The 17,254-nt window shown below is 67.6% G+C and carries 15 protein-coding genes; 7 read left to right on the forward strand and 8 right to left on the reverse strand.

The window, feature by feature from the left end; all coding sequences use genetic code 11:
- Position 1 precedes the first annotated feature (1 nt).
- Positions 2–712, reverse strand: a complete 711-nt coding sequence (locus BKY59_RS05515) for a response regulator transcription factor (protein ID WP_076069259.1) — start codon at positions 710–712, stop codon at positions 2–4.
- Positions 713–1,473: 761 nt separating this feature from the next.
- On the opposite strand from BKY59_RS05515, the gene BKY59_RS05525 reads away from it, so the two are divergent.
- The 4 genes from BKY59_RS05525 (at position 1,474) to BKY59_RS05540 (ending at position 6,195) form a co-directional block, all read left to right on the forward strand.
- Positions 1,474–2,922 (forward strand): M28 family peptidase, encoded by a 1,449-nt coding sequence (locus tag BKY59_RS05525; RefSeq protein WP_076069267.1) that lies wholly within the window; start codon positions 1,474–1,476, stop codon positions 2,920–2,922.
- A 67-nt stretch (positions 2,923–2,989) separates the two neighbouring features.
- Positions 2,990–4,447, forward strand: coding sequence for an IMP dehydrogenase (guaB, locus tag BKY59_RS05530; protein ID WP_076069269.1), 1,458 nt, complete (start codon positions 2,990–2,992; stop codon positions 4,445–4,447).
- A gap of 3 nt (positions 4,448–4,450) precedes the next feature.
- Positions 4,451–5,632 carry an RsmB/NOP family class I SAM-dependent RNA methyltransferase gene (locus tag BKY59_RS05535; protein ID WP_076069273.1) on the forward strand — a complete coding sequence of 394 codons (1,182 nt, stop codon included), beginning with the start codon at positions 4,451–4,453 and terminating at the stop codon, positions 5,630–5,632.
- A gap of 32 nt (positions 5,633–5,664) precedes the next feature.
- On the forward strand, positions 5,665–6,195 hold the full coding sequence (locus BKY59_RS05540) for a tetratricopeptide repeat protein (protein ID WP_076069276.1): 531 nt from the start codon (positions 5,665–5,667) through the stop codon (positions 6,193–6,195).
- A gap of 274 nt (positions 6,196–6,469) precedes the next feature.
- Here the strand turns inward: BKY59_RS05540 and rsmA are convergent, their stop codons facing one another.
- The 4 genes from rsmA to BKY59_RS05560 all read right to left on the reverse strand — a co-directional run bounded on the left by rsmA (position 6,470) and on the right by BKY59_RS05560 (position 12,017).
- On the reverse strand, positions 6,470–7,312 hold the full coding sequence (gene rsmA, locus BKY59_RS05545; RefSeq protein ID WP_076069280.1) for a 16S rRNA (adenine(1518)-N(6)/adenine(1519)-N(6))-dimethyltransferase RsmA: 843 nt from the start codon (positions 7,310–7,312) through the stop codon (positions 6,470–6,472).
- Positions 7,309–8,316 carry a 4-hydroxythreonine-4-phosphate dehydrogenase PdxA gene (gene pdxA, locus BKY59_RS05550; protein WP_129586211.1) on the reverse strand — a complete coding sequence of 336 codons (1,008 nt, stop codon included), beginning with the start codon at positions 8,314–8,316 and terminating at the stop codon, positions 7,309–7,311. Before pdxA ends, rsmA begins: the two co-directional genes overlap by 4 nt.
- Positions 8,309–9,622, reverse strand: coding sequence for a peptidylprolyl isomerase (locus BKY59_RS05555; protein WP_420822076.1), 1,314 nt, complete (start codon positions 9,620–9,622; stop codon positions 8,309–8,311). The genes pdxA and BKY59_RS05555 overlap by 8 nt, the downstream gene beginning before the upstream one ends.
- Positions 9,623–9,737: 115 nt before the next feature.
- Positions 9,738–12,017, reverse strand: a complete 2,280-nt coding sequence (locus BKY59_RS05560) for an LPS-assembly protein LptD (RefSeq protein WP_076069288.1) — start codon at positions 12,015–12,017, stop codon at positions 9,738–9,740.
- Positions 12,018–12,221: 204 nt separating this feature from the next.
- On the opposite strand from BKY59_RS05560, the gene BKY59_RS05565 reads away from it, so the two are divergent.
- The 3 genes from BKY59_RS05565 (at position 12,222) to ndk (ending at position 14,679) form a co-directional block, all read left to right on the forward strand.
- A complete protein-coding gene (locus BKY59_RS05565; RefSeq protein WP_076069290.1) occupies positions 12,222–13,691 on the forward strand; it encodes a leucyl aminopeptidase in 1,470 nt (489 codons plus the stop codon).
- 48 nt (positions 13,692–13,739) lie between these two features.
- Positions 13,740–14,180, forward strand: a complete 441-nt coding sequence (locus tag BKY59_RS05570; protein WP_076069293.1) for a DNA polymerase III subunit chi — start codon at positions 13,740–13,742, stop codon at positions 14,178–14,180.
- Positions 14,181–14,256: 76 nt separating this feature from the next.
- Positions 14,257–14,679, forward strand: a complete 423-nt coding sequence (gene ndk, locus BKY59_RS05575) for a nucleoside-diphosphate kinase (RefSeq protein ID WP_076069296.1) — start codon at positions 14,257–14,259, stop codon at positions 14,677–14,679.
- 203 nt (positions 14,680–14,882) lie between these two features.
- On the opposite strand, the gene BKY59_RS05580 is transcribed toward ndk, so the two are convergent.
- Genes BKY59_RS05580 through purM form a run of 3 tightly spaced genes read right to left on the reverse strand, consistent with a single transcriptional unit; the run spans position 14,883 to position 17,195 of the window.
- Positions 14,883–15,500, reverse strand: coding sequence for a hypothetical protein (locus tag BKY59_RS05580; RefSeq protein ID WP_076069299.1), 618 nt, complete (start codon positions 15,498–15,500; stop codon positions 14,883–14,885).
- On the reverse strand, positions 15,497–16,105 hold the full coding sequence (purN, locus tag BKY59_RS05585) for a phosphoribosylglycinamide formyltransferase (protein ID WP_076069302.1): 609 nt from the start codon (positions 16,103–16,105) through the stop codon (positions 15,497–15,499). Before purN ends, BKY59_RS05580 begins: the two co-directional genes overlap by 4 nt.
- A complete protein-coding gene (gene purM / locus BKY59_RS05590) occupies positions 16,098–17,195 on the reverse strand; it encodes a phosphoribosylformylglycinamidine cyclo-ligase (protein ID WP_076069305.1) in 1,098 nt (365 codons plus the stop codon). Before purM ends, purN begins: the two co-directional genes overlap by 8 nt.
- Positions 17,196–17,254: the final 59 nt, after the last annotated feature.

Below are 17,254 nucleotides of genomic sequence, written 5' to 3' on the forward strand. Positions count from 1 at the left end.
TCTATTCCTCGGAAAAGCGATAGCCGACGCCGTATAGCGTCTCGATCGCCCTGAAATCGCCGTCCACCTGCCGGAACTTGCGCCGCAGGCGCTTGATGTGGCTGTCGATCGTGCGATCGTCGACATAGACGTCGTCCTGATAGGCCGTGTCCATCAACGCGTCGCGCGATTTCACGAAGCCGGGCCGCTGGGCCAGCGCCTCCAGGATCAGGAATTCGGTGACCGTCAGCACGACTTCCGCGCCGTTCCACAGGACGCGGTGGCGAGCCGGGTCCATCGTCAACCGACCGCGCACGATGCGTTCGGCTGCGGGCACCGGCTCGCCCTCCGCATCCGGCGCGGCGCGGGCCTCGGACCGGCGCAGGATGGCGCGGATGCGGGCGATCAGCAGGCGCTGCGAAAACGGCTTGGTGATATAGTCGTCCGCGCCCATCGCCAGGCCGAGCGCCTCGTCCAGTTCGTCATCCTTGGACGTCAGGAAGATGACCGGCATGGCGCTCTTTTCGCGCAGGCGGCGGAGCAGTTCCATTCCGTCCATCCGCGGCATCTTGATGTCGAGCACCGCCAGATCCGGTGGCGAATCAACCAGAGCCTTCAACGCGGTATCGCCGTCGGAATAGACCCGCACCGCGAAGCCTTCGGATTGCAGGGCAATCGATACCGACGCCAGAATATTGCGATCGTCATCGACGAGCGCGATCGAAGCGGACATTCCGGTTGCCTTTCCTGCCCATCCGGCAAGGGCACCGGTTAGCGGATAGGTCTGTCGAGGGCAACGCGCGTGCCGCGTGTATCGGGCGTGAACCTGTCAACGCTGTCGGTAACATTGTCGCCGGGGCGTGGCTGCGCTAGTACCCGAAATACAGGAAGCAAGCCGATCTCCGCGTGGGACGAGCCAGGCTCCTGACCAGGAGAGCTGCCCAACAAACCGTCCGTTGCCGCGCGGGCTCCCCCCGAAGGGGACCGCCGAACCCCGCCCCGAGACCGGACATGGTGCCATGTCCGACCAGCGCGCGCGGGATGGCAGCGGGCGGTTCTTGTTTCCCGTGAATCCCTGTGCACGGTCTCGCGCAGACAACGAATGATGATACGCGATCGGGCTGAACGATCAGGCGGAGTGGACCTTCGACGTCTGGAGGTGAACCGCTCGCCGGGGCCTGCTCGGAGCAATCGAGGCCTCGCCCGGATTCAGGATAGTTTCGGGGCATATGCGAGCGGCAGCCATGGCTTACGTTATGGCAGCGAGGCGTTCCGGCTGGTCTTCGACTGGAACCGGTTCGACGAGGCCGGCAAACGGTTCGATGCGATCCGCCGAACACGCCCGGATCAGACGTAGCGGGTTCGCGAGACCGGCAACCGATCCTAAGGCCGGCGAAACCCACGGCGTGATCCTTGATCGGACGGGTGCGGCCAGCGATCGATGAACTGCGGGGCAGGCTTGGCAGGCCGGGGGATCGGTGGGTATCGGGGTACATGATCGATCTCCGCACTGCGGCCTTGCTGCCGCTTCTCGCCCTGTCCGCGCCGGCCGCGGCCGCCCCCATCACCGAGGCTGCGCTGGCCCGCCATATCGATGTGCTGGCCAGCAACGCCTATGAGGGGCGGAAACCCGGAACACCCGGTGCGGTGAAGGCGGTGACCTACATCGCCGGTGCCTTTCGTAATGCAGGGCTGGTCCCCGGCGCGGCGGACGGCAGCTGGTACCAGACGGTCGCCTTCGTCGAGCGCATGCCGGTGTCCACCGACCTGCGGATCGGCGACCGGCACGAAAGCGAGGTCGTGGCAACGGGACTGAACCCGCGCATCCGCATCGTCGACGCCCCAGTCGTCTTCGCTGGCTACGGTATCGTGGGGGAGGGGCGCGACGACCTGAACGGAGTTTCGCTCGCCGGGGCCATCGTGCTCATCCGGGGTGGCACACCGAAGGGCATGGCGCATCCGCCGCGCCCGGCCGAACGCGTGGCCGCCTTGCTAGACCGTGGCGCACGGGCCGTCCTCACCATCACTCCGGCCGGGGCGGCCTGGGTGGATGTCGCGTCACAGGTCGGGCGCGGATCGACCATGCTGGCGACCGCAAAGCGCCCCGCGGTGCAGGGCGCGATCAGCCATGCGGCGTTCGCGCGATTGACGCCCGCCGCCCCGGCGTTGCTCGCGGCGGCCGATGGGGCGGCGTTCCGCCCCGTGACGCTGGCGCGGCATATGACGATGACGGTCGAAACGCAGGTCCGGCCATTCGCGTCCTGGAACGTGATCGGACGCCGCGCCGGTACGGCCGCGCAGGGCAAGGCCGTGCTGTTCACCGGCCATTGGGATCATCTCGGCATCTGTCGGCCGGCCGGGGCGGCGGATCGGATCTGCAACGGCGCGGTCGACAATGCCAGCGGCATTGCCAGCCTGATCGAGACGGCGCGGCAGCTGGGGGCGGGGCCGAAACCGGTACGCGACGAAGTGTTCATCGCGACCACCGGCGAGGAACTTGGGTTGCTGGGCATGGAGGCGTGGGCCGCCGCACCAACCGTCCCGCTGACCGAGATCGTGGCGGCGATCAACGTCGATACCGTCGCGATCGCCCCGCGCGGGTTGCCGGTGGCGATCGTCGGGCGTGGGCTGACGCGGCTGGATCCGATCGTCGATGCCACTGCGCGGCGGCTCGGCCGGCGGGTGGATGACGATCTGGAGGCGAATGCATTCATCGATCGGCAGGACGGCGCGGTCCTCGTCCGGCGCGGCGTTCCGGCGGTCATGATCGGTGGTTCCTTCAGTGATCTGAAGCGGTTACAGGCCTTTCTGGGTGGGGCCTATCATGGTCCGACCGACAATCCAGGCCACGGGGTCGTGCTGGGCGGGGCGGCCGAGGATGCGGATCTGACGGTCGCCGTCGCGCGCGTGCTGGTCGATCCGGTCGCCTACCCTGCACCGTGACGGTCTGGCCTACGCGCTTGATCCGCCTTATAGGGGCGCACCCGACTCCCCTTGCTTCAGGACCATGATGGATATTCCGCTCGGCCTCACCTTCGACGATGTTCTGCTCCGTCCGGCCGCGTCGGACGTGATGCCGGGGCAGGCCGACACCCGCACGCGCGTCACCCGGTCGATCGCGCTCAACATCCCGATGATGTCGGCCGCGATGGATACCGTGACCGAGGCGGATATGGCGATCGTCATGGCGCAGCTTGGCGGGCTCGGTGTCCTGCACCGCAACCTGACGGTCGCGGAACAGGCGGCGGCCGTGCGCCAGGTCAAGCGGTTCGAGAGCGGTATGGTGGTGAACCCGATCACGATCGCGCCCGATGCGACGCTGGCCGACGCGCAGGCGCTGATGGCCCGGCACCGTATTTCCGGTATCCCGGTGGTCGAAACGTCGGGGCGGCTGGTGGGCATCCTTACCAATCGCGACGTCCGGTTTGCCGAAAATCCGAACCAGCCGGTGTCCGAGCTGATGACGCGCGACAACCTCGCCGTCGTGCCGGCCGATGTCGATCAGGAAGGTGCGCGCCGACTGCTGCACCAGCGCCGGATCGAGAAGCTGCTGGTCGTCGACGACGATTATCGCTGCATCGGTCTTATCACGGTCAAGGATATTGAGAAGGCGGTTACCTATCCCACCGCCACGAAGGACGAAGCGGGCCGGCTGCGCGTGGCGGCGGCGACGACCGTGGGCGACCTGGGCTGGGAACGGACGCAGGCACTGATCGATGCGGGGTGCGACCTGATCGTCATCGATACCGCGCACGGCCACAACCGCGAGGTCAGTCGCGCAGTCGAGCGGGTACGCGCCATATCGAACCAGATCCAGATCGTGGCCGGCAACGTCGCCACGGCGGAAGCGACGCGGGCACTGATCGACGCCGGCGCGGACGCAGTAAAGGTCGGGATCGGGCCGGGGTCGATCTGCACCACGCGGATCGTGGCCGGGGTCGGCGTGCCGCAGCTTACCGCCATCAAGGAAGCTGCGGACGAGGCGGCGAAATCGGACGTGCCGGTGATTGCGGACGGCGGATTGCGCACATCGGGCGACGTCGCCAAGGCACTTGCGGCGGGCGCGAGCTGCGTGATGATCGGATCGCTGCTCGCGGGGACGGAGGAAGCACCGGGCGAAACCTTCCTGTTCCAGGGCCGTGCCTACAAGTCCTACCGTGGCATGGGATCGGTCGGCGCCATGGCGCGGGGCTCTGCGGATCGCTATTTCCAGCAGGAAATCAAGGACTCGCTGAAACTTGTTCCCGAAGGGATCGAAGGGCAGGTGCCGTTCAAGGGGCCGGCGCGCGACGTGATCCACCAGTTGGTCGGCGGCGTGAAGGCGGCGATGGGCTATACCGGATCGCAGACGCTGACCGACCTGAAGAAGGCGAAGTTCGTGCGGATCAGCAATGCCGGCCTACGCGAAAGCCATGTTCATGACGTCGCGATCACGCGTGAGGCACCCAATTATCCGACCCGGGGCTGATCGATGACACCTGCCGCGCGCGTCCAGGCCGCGATCGACCTGCTGGATGAAACGATCGCGGCGGCCGGCGCCGGGGGTGCCGCGGCTGACACGCTGATTGCGCGCTATTTCAAGACGCGTCGCTATGCCGGGTCGAAGGATCGTCGTGCGGTTCGAGACCTTGTGTACGCCGCGATCCGGCGTGCGGGGGAACGGCCAGTTTCGGGACGTGCCGCAATGCTGGGGCTGGCGACCGACCAGCCGGAACTGCGCGATCTGTTCGACGGCAGCGACCATGGTCCGGCGGCGATCGATCCGGGGGAACTGGTGGCGCGGGCCGGCGTCGCCCCAGCTTGGCTGCTGGGCAAGCTCGAGACGCTGGACGGCGCGGAACGGGCCGCGCTGCTCGGGCGCGCGACGCTCGACCTGCGCGTCAACCGCTTGAAGGACGACCGTGCCGCGGTGCTGGCCGAGCTGCCTGATGCGGTGGCGACGCCGCATGCGCCGGACGGCGTCCGCATGCCGGAAGGCACGCAATTGGAAACACTTGCGGCTTACCGCGAAGGTCGCGTCGAGGTTCAGGACGAAGGCAGCCAGTTGCTGGCCATCGCCTGCGATGCGCGGCCGGGCATGACCGTGATCGACCTGTGCGCGGGGGCCGGTGGCAAGACGTTGGCGCTGGCCGCGGTGATGGCGGACGAGGGGCGGCTGATCGCATGTGATACGGACCGGCGTCGGCTCGGCAACCTGGCGCCGCGTGCGGTGCGGGCCGGCGTCACGATCGTCGAGCCGCTGCTGCTCGACCCGGATCGGGAGCGTGAGGCGCTGGCCGATTTCGTCAAGCAGACCGATATCGTCCTGGTCGATGCCCCCTGTTCCGGGACGGGTACGTGGCGGCGCAATCCGGAGGCGCGCTGGCGGCTGACGCGCGCCCGGGTCGAAAAGCTGGTGGCGTTGCAGGCGCATGTTCTCGACGTCGCGGCATCGATGGTGCGACCGGGCGGGGCGCTGGTCTATGCGGTCTGTTCGCTGATTGATGATGAAGGGGCGGGCGGTTTCGACGCGTTTCTGGCCCGCCATCCGAAGTGGACCGTAGATCCCGTCGCTATTGGCGCGGGGCGGGTACACGGACAGGGTCGCCGCCTGACACCGCTGCATGACGGCACCGACGGATTTTTCGTCGCGAGGGCACGGGCGCCGTGCTAGCGTCGCAGCGCGCCAGTTTTAAGGATTACCTCATGCGTTTCTCCGGCCCCGCCGTTGCCCTCGCCGTCGTTCTCGGCCTGACTGCCAGCGTGGGTTCCGGGCAGAAGCCCGACGATCAGATCAACCCGCGCTCCATCGCGCTCATGCAGGCCGGCGATGCGGCCCGCCGCGCCGGCAACCTGACCGGCGCGAACGACCTGATCGAAACCGCGCTTGCGGTCGATCCCCGCAATCGGGCGGCCTATATCGCGCTGGCCCGCGTGGCGCAGGCGCAGGCGTTGCCCGGCAAGGCGATCAGGCTGTACCGCGAGGCGCTGGTCATCGAACCGAACGACGTGGCGGCGCTGGGTGGGCAGGGTGAGGCGATGGTCCAGAAGGGTGCCGTCGAGCGCGCCAAGGTCAACCTCGCCCGCATCCGGGCATTGTGCAAGGCCGCGCCCTGCGCCCCTGCCGCCACGCTCGCCGCCGCGATCGCGAAGGGCCCGCCGCCCGCCGTCGTAACCGCGCAGGCGACGACGGTGGTGCCGCCAAAGGGTCAGGAAGCCGCGACCATCAAGCGATGATCGGTTAATCACCACTAAGCGTGCGCGTTATTCAGTGACTGCAGCAGGTTGCGCGGTTCTGGTCCCACCCGGCGCGAACATCGCACGGTTCGTGAGAGGCGTGAGGCAAACCGAAGACAGGGACCAAGACGTCCGGGTAGATGAGCTATAAACAACGCCACCCGTCTGCGTCATTCCGGACTTGATCCGAGATCCGGTGTTTCAAACGTAACGCATATGTCCTTTGATATTAAATCAAAGTCCGGATGAAGCGTAGTTGGATCCAACCAATTCTTCAGCCGCCATCCAGTACCCCCGCGAGCGCGGCGAATTCGGATACCGGCAATGTCTCGGCCCGCCGGGTCGGATCGATTCCGAGCATGTCGAGCGCATCGACCGCGCCGGGGACCCCTTTCAGCGACTGGCGCAGCATCTTGCGCCGTTGCCCGAACGCGGCGGCGGTAACCTGTTCCAACGTGCGCATGGCCACGCCGGCGGGCTGGACCGCGGGGACGAGGTGGACGATCGCCGAGGTGACTTTCGGCGGGGGGACGAAGGCGGAACGGTGAACCGGGAAAGCCAGCGTCGCGATCGAACGGAACTGCGCCAGCACCGACAGCCGGCCGTAGGCGGGCGTATCGGTGCGTGCGACGATCCGTTCCGCCACTTCCTTCTGGAACATCAGTGTCAGCGATGCCCAGAAGGGCGGCCATGGTTCGGCCGTCAACCAGCGGACGAGCAGCGCCGTACCGACATTATACGGCAGGTTCGACACGATATGCGCGCCGGGGCCCGCCAAGGCGGCCTCGTCGACCGCCAGCGCGTCGTCATCGATCACGGTCAGCCGGCCGGGATAGGCATCCGCCAGTTCGGCCAGTGCCGGCACGCAGCGCCGGTCGCGTTCGACCGCGACGACGGTCGCACCGGCCTTCAGTAGCGCGCGGGTCAGGCCGCCCGGTCCAGGCCCGACCTCATACACGCGTTGCCCATCGAGCGGACCAGGCACGCGCGCGATACGATCGAGCAGCTGCCCGTCCAGCAGGAAGTTCTGGCCCAGCGCCTTCGAGGCCGCCAGCCCGTGGCGGGCGATGACATCGCGCAGCGGCGGCAGCACGACCGCCGCCGATCTATCCGTCACGCGCAGTCCGCGCGGTAACGAACCGCGCTGCCGGCCAGCGCGATCGCCGCGATCATCGCGCCCGGATGGGCCTGATTCTGCCCCGCAATGCCGAACGCGGTGCCGTGATCGGGTGCGGTCCGCACGATTGGCAGGCCCAGCGTCATGTTGACGCCTTCGTCGAAATGCAGCGTCTTGATCGGGATGAGCGCCTGATCATGATACAGGCATAGCGCGACGTCATAATGCGCCCGCGCCCGCTCGTGGAACATCGTATCGGCCGCCAGTGGGCCGACGATATCGATCCCCTCCAGACGCAGGATCTCGACCGCAGGCAGGATCAGATCGATCTCTTCACGCCCAAGCGCGCCTTCCTCGCCGGCGTGCGGATTCAGCCCGGCGATCGCCAGCCGCGGGCGGGCAATGCCGAAATTGCGCACCAGACCGCGTTCGGTCACCCGGGCCTTGGCGACGATCAGTTCGACCGACAGCGCGTCGGGCACGTCGCGCACTGCCAGATGCGTGGTGATCGGCACGGTGCGCAGCGTCGGACCGGCCAGCAGCATGACGACATTGTCCGCCGCCACGCCGCAGCGTTCCGCCACGAACTCCGTCTGACCCGGATGGACGAAGCCGATCGAGTAAAGCTGCGCCTTCGACACCGGAGCGGTCACAAGTCCGGATGCGACACCCGACCGGGTCAGCCCCGCCGCGAGTTCCAGCGCATCCAGCGAACAGCGCGCACCGGCCATGTTCGGCTTGCCGGGGACTATATCGGCAGCACCTTCGACCTGCACAACGGGCAGCGCGCCGTCGAACCGTTCGGCCGCCTCCGACGGATCGGCGATACGCACGACGGGGCCGTCCCACACCGCAGTGATCGCACGGATATCACCCACCGCGAAGAACGGCGGCAGGCGGTGGACCTGCCGCAGGCTCCACGCCTTGGCGACAATCTCCGCGCCGATACCGGCCGGATCGCCCAGCGCCACCGCCAGCGGAACCAGGGCAGGATCGTCAGCGATAGTCGACCACCGCGTCGCGCCGCAGGTCGCGCAAATACCGCCGCGCGCTGCGATTTACGCGTTCCTCCTCAAGCTGCGACTGGATCGTCGCGGCGTCGGGACCGGCGGCGGCCTGCGCCTCGTCGCGCCCGCAGAGCACCAATGACCGGACACCGTCCTCGACCGATCCGAACGGCGGACTGGCCTGACCGATCTGAAGGTCCAGCATCATCTGCTGCAGGGCGGCGGGCAGGCCGCGAACCGGGATCTGGTCGTTGTCGACCACTTCGGCACCCAGCGTCTTGGCGATCGCCTCGACCGAACCGCACCCGCGCACCGTCTTCATTGCGGCACCGAATTTGGCGACCTCGGGTGCGACCTGCTCACGCGTGACGCCGGCCGGAAACTTGATACCGACCTGTTTCAACGCCAGTACGGCATCGCGCGCATCGACACCGCCGCCGGTGCGACGATCGACCACGGCGATGACCGAATAGCCACCCGCCACCGGGATGGGCACGCTGACCGATCCGGGCTGCATCGTCTGTGCCACGGCCGCGAGTTCAGGTGGAAGCTGTTCGGCCCGCACCCAGCCCAGATCGCCGCCGACCGCAGCGGTCGATGCTTCGGAAAACTGGCGCGCATAGGCGACGAACGATCCGCCCTTGCGAACCTGATCCACGATGCGGTTCGCGTTGGCGAGCGTCGCTTCCGCTGTTTCCGGGGTCGACGAGAGAAAGATCTCGCCGATGCGGAATTCCGGCGCGCCCTTGTTCGCGTTGATCCGCGCCATCACGGCCGCGACCTCGTCGTCGCCGACGTTGACGAACGGTTCGATCCGCCGGCTGAGCAGGCGGCGCCACGCCAGTTCGCCCTCGATCTGGCGCTTGATTGACGCTTCGGACGAACCCTGTTCGCGCAGGAATGTGCCGAACGTGGCCGGCGTCCGCTTGAAATTGCCGGCGACGCGCGCGTAGGTCTGCTGCACTTCCGGCGCGGTGATGACGATATCGCGCGCCTTGGCCTCCTGGATCTGCAGCGTCTCGTCGATCAGGTTGCGCAGCACCTGAAGCTTCAGCCGGTCGCGTTCCTCGCCTTCCACTTTGCCGCCGTTCGCGGCCAGCACCAGCGCGAGCCGCTGTTCGATATCGGTCTGCGTAATGATGGTGCCGTTGATGATCGCCGTCGCCTTGCGGACGTTCGGGTCGACCTTGCCGAACACGGTCAGGTCGTTGGGCAGGTTCATCGATTGAACCGCAGGGCCGACGCTGTCGTCCACCGTCTGCGCCAGCCCAACCGCACCAAAGCCGAGACCTGCCGCGAGCAAGACGGCACGCCCGACCCGAGCTTTACGTAATCCGCCCAAAACCCACTCCAATTCGAAAGTACCCCAGCTGCCGACGCATTTCTGCCCGCGTAGGCGCCCCCGCCTGAACCCTAGCTTAGCGCCCGAGGTTCTTGAGCGCCAGCCTGACCGCAACCGTGCTGCCGCGGCGTGTCGATCCGATGATGTCAAAGTCTCGGCGATAGGTCGCACCCACTTCCAGACATTCGTCGGAATAGAGCAGGCCGATGCGCTGCCGGACGGGCTGGTAGCCGTCGGACAGCGAGACCGGGTCCTCCCGCCGGCCGGTCAGATCGATCACCGTCGATCCGAAGACGGACATGGTGCGCGTCAGCTGTATCCGCCCGCCCAGCCGGACCTCCTCGCGATCCCGGAGATCCTCGATCGCGGTGTTCACGTTCCGATTGAGCCGGAAATAGCCGACGGTGGCATAGGTGCGCCGCCCGCCGATCGTGGCGTCGACCTCGTTGCGGCGGACGTTGAGGCTGTCCTTGTCGATCCGGATCCGCTGCGTCAGCGCCGCGAACCGGCCGTAGCGCACCGTGGTCTGTGCGACGATATCGGAGAAGCGGTCGGTCAGGCCGGTCCCTTCCGGGAACAGCGTCGGCTCCTTGGTCAGGCGATAGCTTTGTCCGATGACGGACCGGACCGAGAGCCGTGGCCGGTCGAACGCCCATTGCGCTCCATAGACGGCGCGCGATCCATCCTCGAACCGGTCATATCCGCTGAACCGGTTGATGGCGAACAGGTTGAGTGTTTCGAGGTCGATCGCGCGGCTGTCCTCGTTCGGAATGTCCGAATTGCGGAGCGGTGGCGTGGCGACGATCTGCACCCGCGGGGTGATCGTCTGCGTACCGCCGAACAGGGTGCCGACGAACGGCCAGCGCATGTCGACCGCGCCGGCCAATACCCCGCGCCCGGTCCACCCGTCCTGCCCGCGATAGCTGACCGTCGGCGTCAGCGCACCGTCATCGGTGTGGTACACGTCGCCGCGCGCATAGGCGGTGAGGGTCACTTCCTGGCCCAGCGCGGTGTAGCGATGCATATCCCAGCGCGCGCCGGCAAAGGCGCGCTGCGTATCCTGGCCCGCGGTGCGGATCAGCGACAGGCTGTTGACCTGAAGCTCCACGCGGCCGCCGAGTAACGGATCGTCGAGCCGGCGACGGTAATCGATCGCCGGAATTGCGATCGGCTGCTGCCCCTGGATCGCGCCAGCACGCAGCGTCTGCACCGCATAGCCGGCGATCGACAGATAGCTGCTGCGGTCGATCCGTTCGACGTTGGCGACCGATCGCAGCCGGTCGTCGTTGGTGATGTCGTAGCGCCGCAGGAACGTCCGGTCGGTGGTCAGCCGGAGCGACTCCGTCAGCGACCAGGCCGGATCGAACTGGAACTTGCCGTTCGCATCAATGTAGCCGCGGACGCCGCGATCCGTATCGACGTCCGCCGGCATCAGCAGCGCAGGTGACCGCGATCCGTAGGTCACCATGCCGCCGACTTGATAGGCCCCGTTCGACGTCAGTTCTCGGTACTGACCACCGATCGCGGGCAGGACCTTGGTATAGACGTGCGGCGTGATGGTCAGGTCGCGCCCCGGTGCCATCTTGATATAATAAGGCACCGAAAATTCGGCCCCGTTCAACCGCGAGAACTGGAAATCCGGCACCAGCAGCCCCGGCCCGCCGCCCTGTTGCCCGTCGGGATGCGAAAAACCGGGCAGCCACAATATGGTGACGCCGAGCAGCGTGAACCGCGCGTCGCGGTAGCTGATCCTGTGACGAACCGGATCGTGGACCACGCGCACCGCGCTGATCGTCCAGACAGGCGTCCGCGGGCAGCCCGCCGCATCGGTCACCGCGCAGGGGGTATAGGCGGCGCGTTCCAGCGTGCTGACGCCGTTCACGCGCGTACCGCGGACCGCGGCCAGCCGCCCGCCATCCTCAAGCACCAGCAGCAGATTCTCGATCACGCCGTCCTTCAGCGTGTCGGTCAGGTCCACGCTGTCGCCGTAAGCGGTGTCGCCACCGGGATTGGCGACCGCGACATTGCCTTCGGCCCGGACCGCGCCGGTGCGGCGGTTCCAGACGATACGGTCAGCGCGCACCCGGTTGCCGGCACGCACCATCCGCACGTCGCCCGCCGCGGTGACTACGTCGCCGTTGCTGTCATAATCCAGCGTATCCGAACTGAACCCGACTTCATCGTCGTTGAGCGGGGTCGTGACACCGACGTCGGCCGGCGGCGCCACCGCGCGCGGCAACAGGTCCGGCACCGCATCCGGCGCCGCGACCGCGGGCGGGGCGGACGGGCCGGGCTGCGCCGCGGCAGCGCCAGACATCAGGATCGCAAGCGAGAGGAATGCCCCGCCGGTCGTCATCACATGCAAGCCAGCAACCCTCTGCGGCCGCTATGGCCGGTGTTCGCCTATCGCATCGTCTCCGTATGGCCGCAATCGCCGATGCGGCGGATCGCGGCCGACGCGGGAAGATGCTGGCAAACGGCGGGCATGATCCCCATTTCGAATTGCCCCGGGACGGCGGATCGCTACCCGCGACGATCAAACATAAGGAAGCAGACACCCATGCAGGTCCGTTTTGAAGACAGCCGTCCCGCCGACATGCGGACCGTCGCCTATCCGGTGGCCGGCACCGCGTTCCCGGCCATCGATGCCGCGGCCGCGGCACTGGCGACGGCGTCCGCTGCCGCGCAGCGGTTCGAAGGCGATGCCGGCACGCTTCTCGACCTGTTCGTGCCGACCGGCGATGGTGCGACGCGCGTGCTGTTCGCCGGTGTCGGCAAGGCGGCACCGTCCGCTGCCACATATGAGAAGGCCGGATCCGCGCTGGCCGCGCGGCTGCTGACGTCCGGCGAGACGACGTTGGTCGTCGACCTGACCGGCAGCAGCATTGCCGATACGGCGACCGCGGCCGCCCATATCGCGTTCGGCGCACTGATGCGCAGCTGGCGCTATGACAAGTATCGGACGAAACTGTCCGATACGGCGAAGCCGACGCTGACCGATATCGTGATTGTCGGCGGTGGGGCGGGGGCGGCCGATGCCTATGCACCGCTCGCTGCACTGGCGGAGGGGCTGTCGCTGACCCGTGAACTGGTGACCGAGCCGGCGAACATCATCTATCCGGAATCGTTCGTCGCGCGCTGCCGGCCGCTCGCGGATCTCGGCATCACCATCACCGTGCTGGGCGAGGCGGAGATGGAAGCCGCCGGCATGGGGGCGATCCTGGGCGTCAGCCAGGGAAGCGCGCGCGAGGCACAGCTGCTCGTCCTGCACTGGAACGGGACGGACGACACCGGCACGCCCCCGCTGGCGCTGGTCGGCAAGGGCGTGACGTTCGATACCGGCGGCATATCGATCAAGCCGGCCGCCGGCATGGAAGACATGAAATGGGACATGGGCGGCGCGGGCGCCGTGGCCGGTGCGATGGCGACCCTAGCCGGGCGCAAGGCGAAGGTGAACGTCGTCGGCATCTGTGGCCTGGTCGAAAACATGCCGTCCAGCACCGCGACCCGCCCGGGCGACGTCGTGACATCGATGTCCGGCCAGACGATCGAAGTCATCAACACCGACGCAGAAGGTCGCCTCGTCCTCTGCGATGCGATCACCTGGGTGCAGAAGAACTATGCACCGAAGACGATCGTCGATCTCGCCACGTTGACCGGCGCGATGATCGTGGCGCTCGGCCATGAATATGGCGGCCTGTTCGCCAATGACGACGGGCTGGCGGATCAGCTGCTGGCGGCCGGCACGGCATCGGGCGACATGTTGTGGCGTTTTCCGCTGGGCGATCCGTACGACAAGCTGATCGACAGCCCGATCGCGGACATGAAGAATGTCGGCCCGCGCCCCGGGGGATCGATCACCGCGGCGCAGTTCATCAAGCGGTTCGTCGACAAGGACGTGCGCTGGGCGCATCTGGACATTGCCGGCATGGTATGGGCGGCCAAGCCGGGCACGTTGCACGACAAGGGCGCGACCGGATACGGCGTGCGGCTCCTCGACAGCTTCGTCCGCGACAATTTCGAGAGCTGAGCCGGTAGGGCGTTTCGGAGACGGCCTGTGACCTGCTAGACCGCGGGGATGCAGGTCGACTTCTACCATCTGGGGCATGCGCCGATCGCCGCGGTGCTGCCCCGCATCGCCGAGCGGGTGACCGGGTCCGGCGCGCGACTGCTGGTCGTGGCCGACGATGCGGCGCTGCTCGAAAGGCTCGATCGTGACCTGTGGGCCTATGCCGCCGATGCGTTCCTGCCGCACGGTCGGACGGGGCAGGGGGGGGAGGCGCATCAGCCGGTGCTGCTCTCCACCACGCTCGATCCGCTCAACGCCGCGCGTAACGTGGCACTGGTCGATGGTCGGTGGCGGGCGGAAGCGCTGGACTATGACCGCAGCTTCCACTTCTTCGACGACGAATCGATCGAGCCGGCGAGGGCGGCCTGGCGGTCGCTGAACGACGTCGCGGGCCTGGAACGCCGGTTCTGGCGACAGGACGAGGACGGCCGCTGGACGCGCGTCGCCTGAACCCCGCTTGCGGCCTGCGATTCGCACGCCTAGAGCGGCGCCATTCCCAATCGCTAACATAGGAGCCCGTCCGGCCATGGCGACCGAGCGTACCTTTTCGATCATCAAACCCGATGCCACCCGTCGCAACCTGACCGGTGCCGTCACCGCGATGCTGGAGGCCGCCGGCCTGCGCGTCGTGGCGTCGCGCCGCATCCAGATGACGCGCGAACAGGCGGAAGGCTTCTACGCCGTCCACGCCGAACGCCCGTTCTTCGCCGACCTGGTCGGTTTCATGGTGTCCGGCCCCGTCGTGATCCAGGTGCTGGAAGGCGAGAATGCCGTCGCCCGCAACCGTGAGATCATGGGCGCCACCAACCCGGCAAACGCCGACGAAGGCACGATCCGCAAGGTCCACGCCGAATCGATCGAAGCCAACACGGTCCACGGTTCGGACAGCGCCGAGAATGCCGCGACCGAGATCGCGTACTTCTTCAAGCCGGAAGAGATTGTGGGCTGACTGGACGGGGCGTTGCATCAAGCCATCGCCCCACTCCCCAACCCTCTCCCCGATGGGGAGAGGGGGCCTGTCACGCTGGTGAAGTGCCACCGCTCCACCATCAAAGCCCTCTCCCTTCCGGGGAGAGGGTAAGGTGAGGAGTGGTGGCCTGAGCTAACCGGGCCCCAGTAGAACGCCGCGATCATCCGCGACACTGCACACCCTCAGCGCGCCTTGCCTGCCCATAATGTATCGAGCCGTTTCACGCCGTCGGCCTTGACCCGCGCCACCAGCGACAGGCCGCGCAGCCGCACGTCCGTACCGCTGAGGAACGCCGTGTCGGTCGCATAGCCGATGTCGTAGATCGCCCGGTCCGTCATCACGACCCCGTCCGCCAGATAGCGTGTGGTAAGCAGCACCGGCAGCCGTTCGTCGCCACGCGTTTCGGCCGGCATGCCGGCCGCCTTGCGCGCACGGACCAGCGCATCGTGGAACCAGCCCGTCTCGATCCGCGCCTCGCCCGTGGTATCGACCGCCGCGACGCCGAGTGCGGACGGAAACGCCACCGTCTGCCCCTGGATGCTTTGTTCACCACGCAGCGGAGCGAGGTCCAGCCGCGCCGCTGATCGGTCGGCGGTCGCCTTGAGCAGCAGCGTGCGGTTGGCCACATTGGCCTTGGCCGCTTCGCCCGCCTTTTCGACGCGGACGTCCTGCCGTTCGGTATAGCTGTTCCAGAGCGTAAGCCCGGAAATCGAAACCGCGGCGACCGCCAGCACCTCGCCCATCGTGATCCAGCGCCGCCGGTTGCGCGCGGTCTCCGCCTTGTCCTCTCGGTCCGTCATGCCCGCACCAGCTCCGCCAGTGTTTTCGGATATAGTGCATGTTCCGCGGGCAGGACCCGCGCCGCCAGCGTGTCGGGCGTATCGCCGGGCAGGATCGGTACGCGCGCCTGTGCCACGACAGGCCCGTCGTCCAGTTCCGGCGTCACGATATGCACCGAACAGCCGCCCTCCGTATCGCCGGCCGCGATCGCGCGGGCATGCGTGTCGAGCCCCTTGTAGAGCGGCAGCAGCGACGGATGGATATTGACGATCCGCCCGGTCCAGCCCGCGATGAAGCTGGGCGACAGCAGCCGCATGTAGCCGGCGAGCGCGATCCATTCCGCGCCCGCCCGGCGGATCTCCGCGTCCAGCACCGCATCGAATGCCGCGCGCGCCATGCCCTTGTGGCTCAGCGCGAACGTCGCGATGCCGGCGGTCCGCGCGATGGCGAGGCCGCCGGCATCGGGATCGTTCGCCGCAACCAGCACGACGCGGTAGGGGCAATCGTCCGCCTGCGCCGCCGCCACGAGCGCCGCCATGTTGGATCCTCGGCCGGAGATCAGGACGGCGACCGGGATCCGTTCCGCAGAGGCATCCGCACGGCCGACCGCGCCGAAATCAGCCATGGAACGATGCCGACCATTCGCCACGCCCGCTCCAGCTTTCGGCCGATCCGCGGACGGTGCAGCCCTTGTCGCCGGCGGCGATCGATCCGATCCGGAACACCGTCTCGCCGGCCGCGGTCAGGTCTGCCGCGACCGCATCCGCATCGTCCGCGGCCGCCACCACCGCCATGCCGATGCCGCAGTTGAACGTGCGTGCCATCTCGCCCGGCTCGATATTGCCCTGCGCCTGCAGAAACGCCATCAGCCGCGGCTGGACCCAGGCATCGGCGTCTATCGTGGCGTGCAGCCCGTCCGGCAGGATGCGCGGGATATTCTCCAGCAGCCCGCCGCCGGTGATGTGAGCCAGCGCATGGATGCGGCCGTACCGCACGACCGGCAGCAGCGATTTCACATAGATCCGGGTCGGCGCCATCAGCGCGTCGATCAGCATGACGTCCTGATCGAACAGCGCCGGCCGATCGAGCTTCCACCCCTTGTCGGCCGCCAGCCGCCGGACGAGCGAATAGCCGTTGCTGTGGATGCCGGACGACGCCAGCCCCAGCACAACGTCGCCGTCCGCCACGCGGTCGCCGTCGAGAACGTCCGACCGCTCGACCGCACCGACGCAGAAACCCGCCAGGTCATAGTCGCCCGGCGCGTACATGCCCGGCATCTCTGCCGTTTCACCGCCGATCAGCGCGCATCCCGCGATGCGGCAGCCCTCCGCGATGCCCGCCACGACGGTTTCGGCCTGGCCGACGTCCAGACTGTTGCAGGCCAGATAATCGAGGAAGAACAGCGGTTCGGCGCCCTGCACGATCAGGTCGTTGACGCACATCGCGACCAGGTCGATCCCGACCGTTTCGTGCCGCCCGCTGTCGATCGCCAACTTCAGCTTGGTGCCGACCCCGTCGTTGGCCGCGACAAGCAGCGGATCGGCATAGCCGGCCGCCTTCAGGTCGAAGAAGCCGCCGAAGCCGCCGAGTTCCGCGTTCGCGCCGGGGCGCCGGGTGGACCGGGCCAGCGGCGCGATCGCGCGCACGAGCGCGTTGCCCGCCGCGATCGAAACGCCCGCCTGGGCATAGGTATAGGGGGTGTCGTCATTGGCCATGCGCGGCGATTAGACATAACGCGCTTGGATTTCCACGACCAACTCGCCACAAGCGCGTT

It is taken from the genome of Sphingomonas montana, from assembly GCF_001956315.1.
Taxonomy (GTDB): domain Bacteria; phylum Pseudomonadota; class Alphaproteobacteria; order Sphingomonadales; family Sphingomonadaceae; genus Sphingomonas_R; species Sphingomonas_R montana.

Bases quoted from the DNA above. Each gene is read 5' to 3' on its own strand.
- BKY59_RS05515 (WP_076069259.1), bottom strand. From the start codon at position 712: ATGTCCGCTTCGATCGCGCTCGTCGATGACGATCGCAATATTCTGGCG.
- BKY59_RS05525 (WP_076069267.1), top strand. From the start codon at position 1,474: ATGATCGATCTCCGCACTGCGGCCTTGCTGCCGCTTCTCGCCCTGTCC.
- guaB (WP_076069269.1), top strand. From the start codon at position 2,990: ATGGATATTCCGCTCGGCCTCACCTTCGACGATGTTCTGCTCCGTCCG.
- BKY59_RS05535 (WP_076069273.1), top strand. From the start codon at position 4,451: ATGACACCTGCCGCGCGCGTCCAGGCCGCGATCGACCTGCTGGATGAA.
- BKY59_RS05540 (WP_076069276.1), top strand. From the start codon at position 5,665: ATGCGTTTCTCCGGCCCCGCCGTTGCCCTCGCCGTCGTTCTCGGCCTG.
- BKY59_RS05560 (WP_076069288.1), bottom strand. From the start codon at position 12,017: ATGACGACCGGCGGGGCATTCCTCTCGCTTGCGATCCTGATGTCTGGC.
- BKY59_RS05565 (WP_076069290.1), top strand. From the start codon at position 12,222: ATGCAGGTCCGTTTTGAAGACAGCCGTCCCGCCGACATGCGGACCGTC.
- BKY59_RS05570 (WP_076069293.1), top strand. From the start codon at position 13,740: ATGCAGGTCGACTTCTACCATCTGGGGCATGCGCCGATCGCCGCGGTG.
- ndk (WP_076069296.1), top strand. From the start codon at position 14,257: ATGGCGACCGAGCGTACCTTTTCGATCATCAAACCCGATGCCACCCGT.
- BKY59_RS05580 (WP_076069299.1), bottom strand. From the start codon at position 15,500: ATGACGGACCGAGAGGACAAGGCGGAGACCGCGCGCAACCGGCGGCGC.
- purN (WP_076069302.1), bottom strand. From the start codon at position 16,105: ATGGCTGATTTCGGCGCGGTCGGCCGTGCGGATGCCTCTGCGGAACGG.
- purM (WP_076069305.1), bottom strand. From the start codon at position 17,195: ATGGCCAATGACGACACCCCCTATACCTATGCCCAGGCGGGCGTTTCG.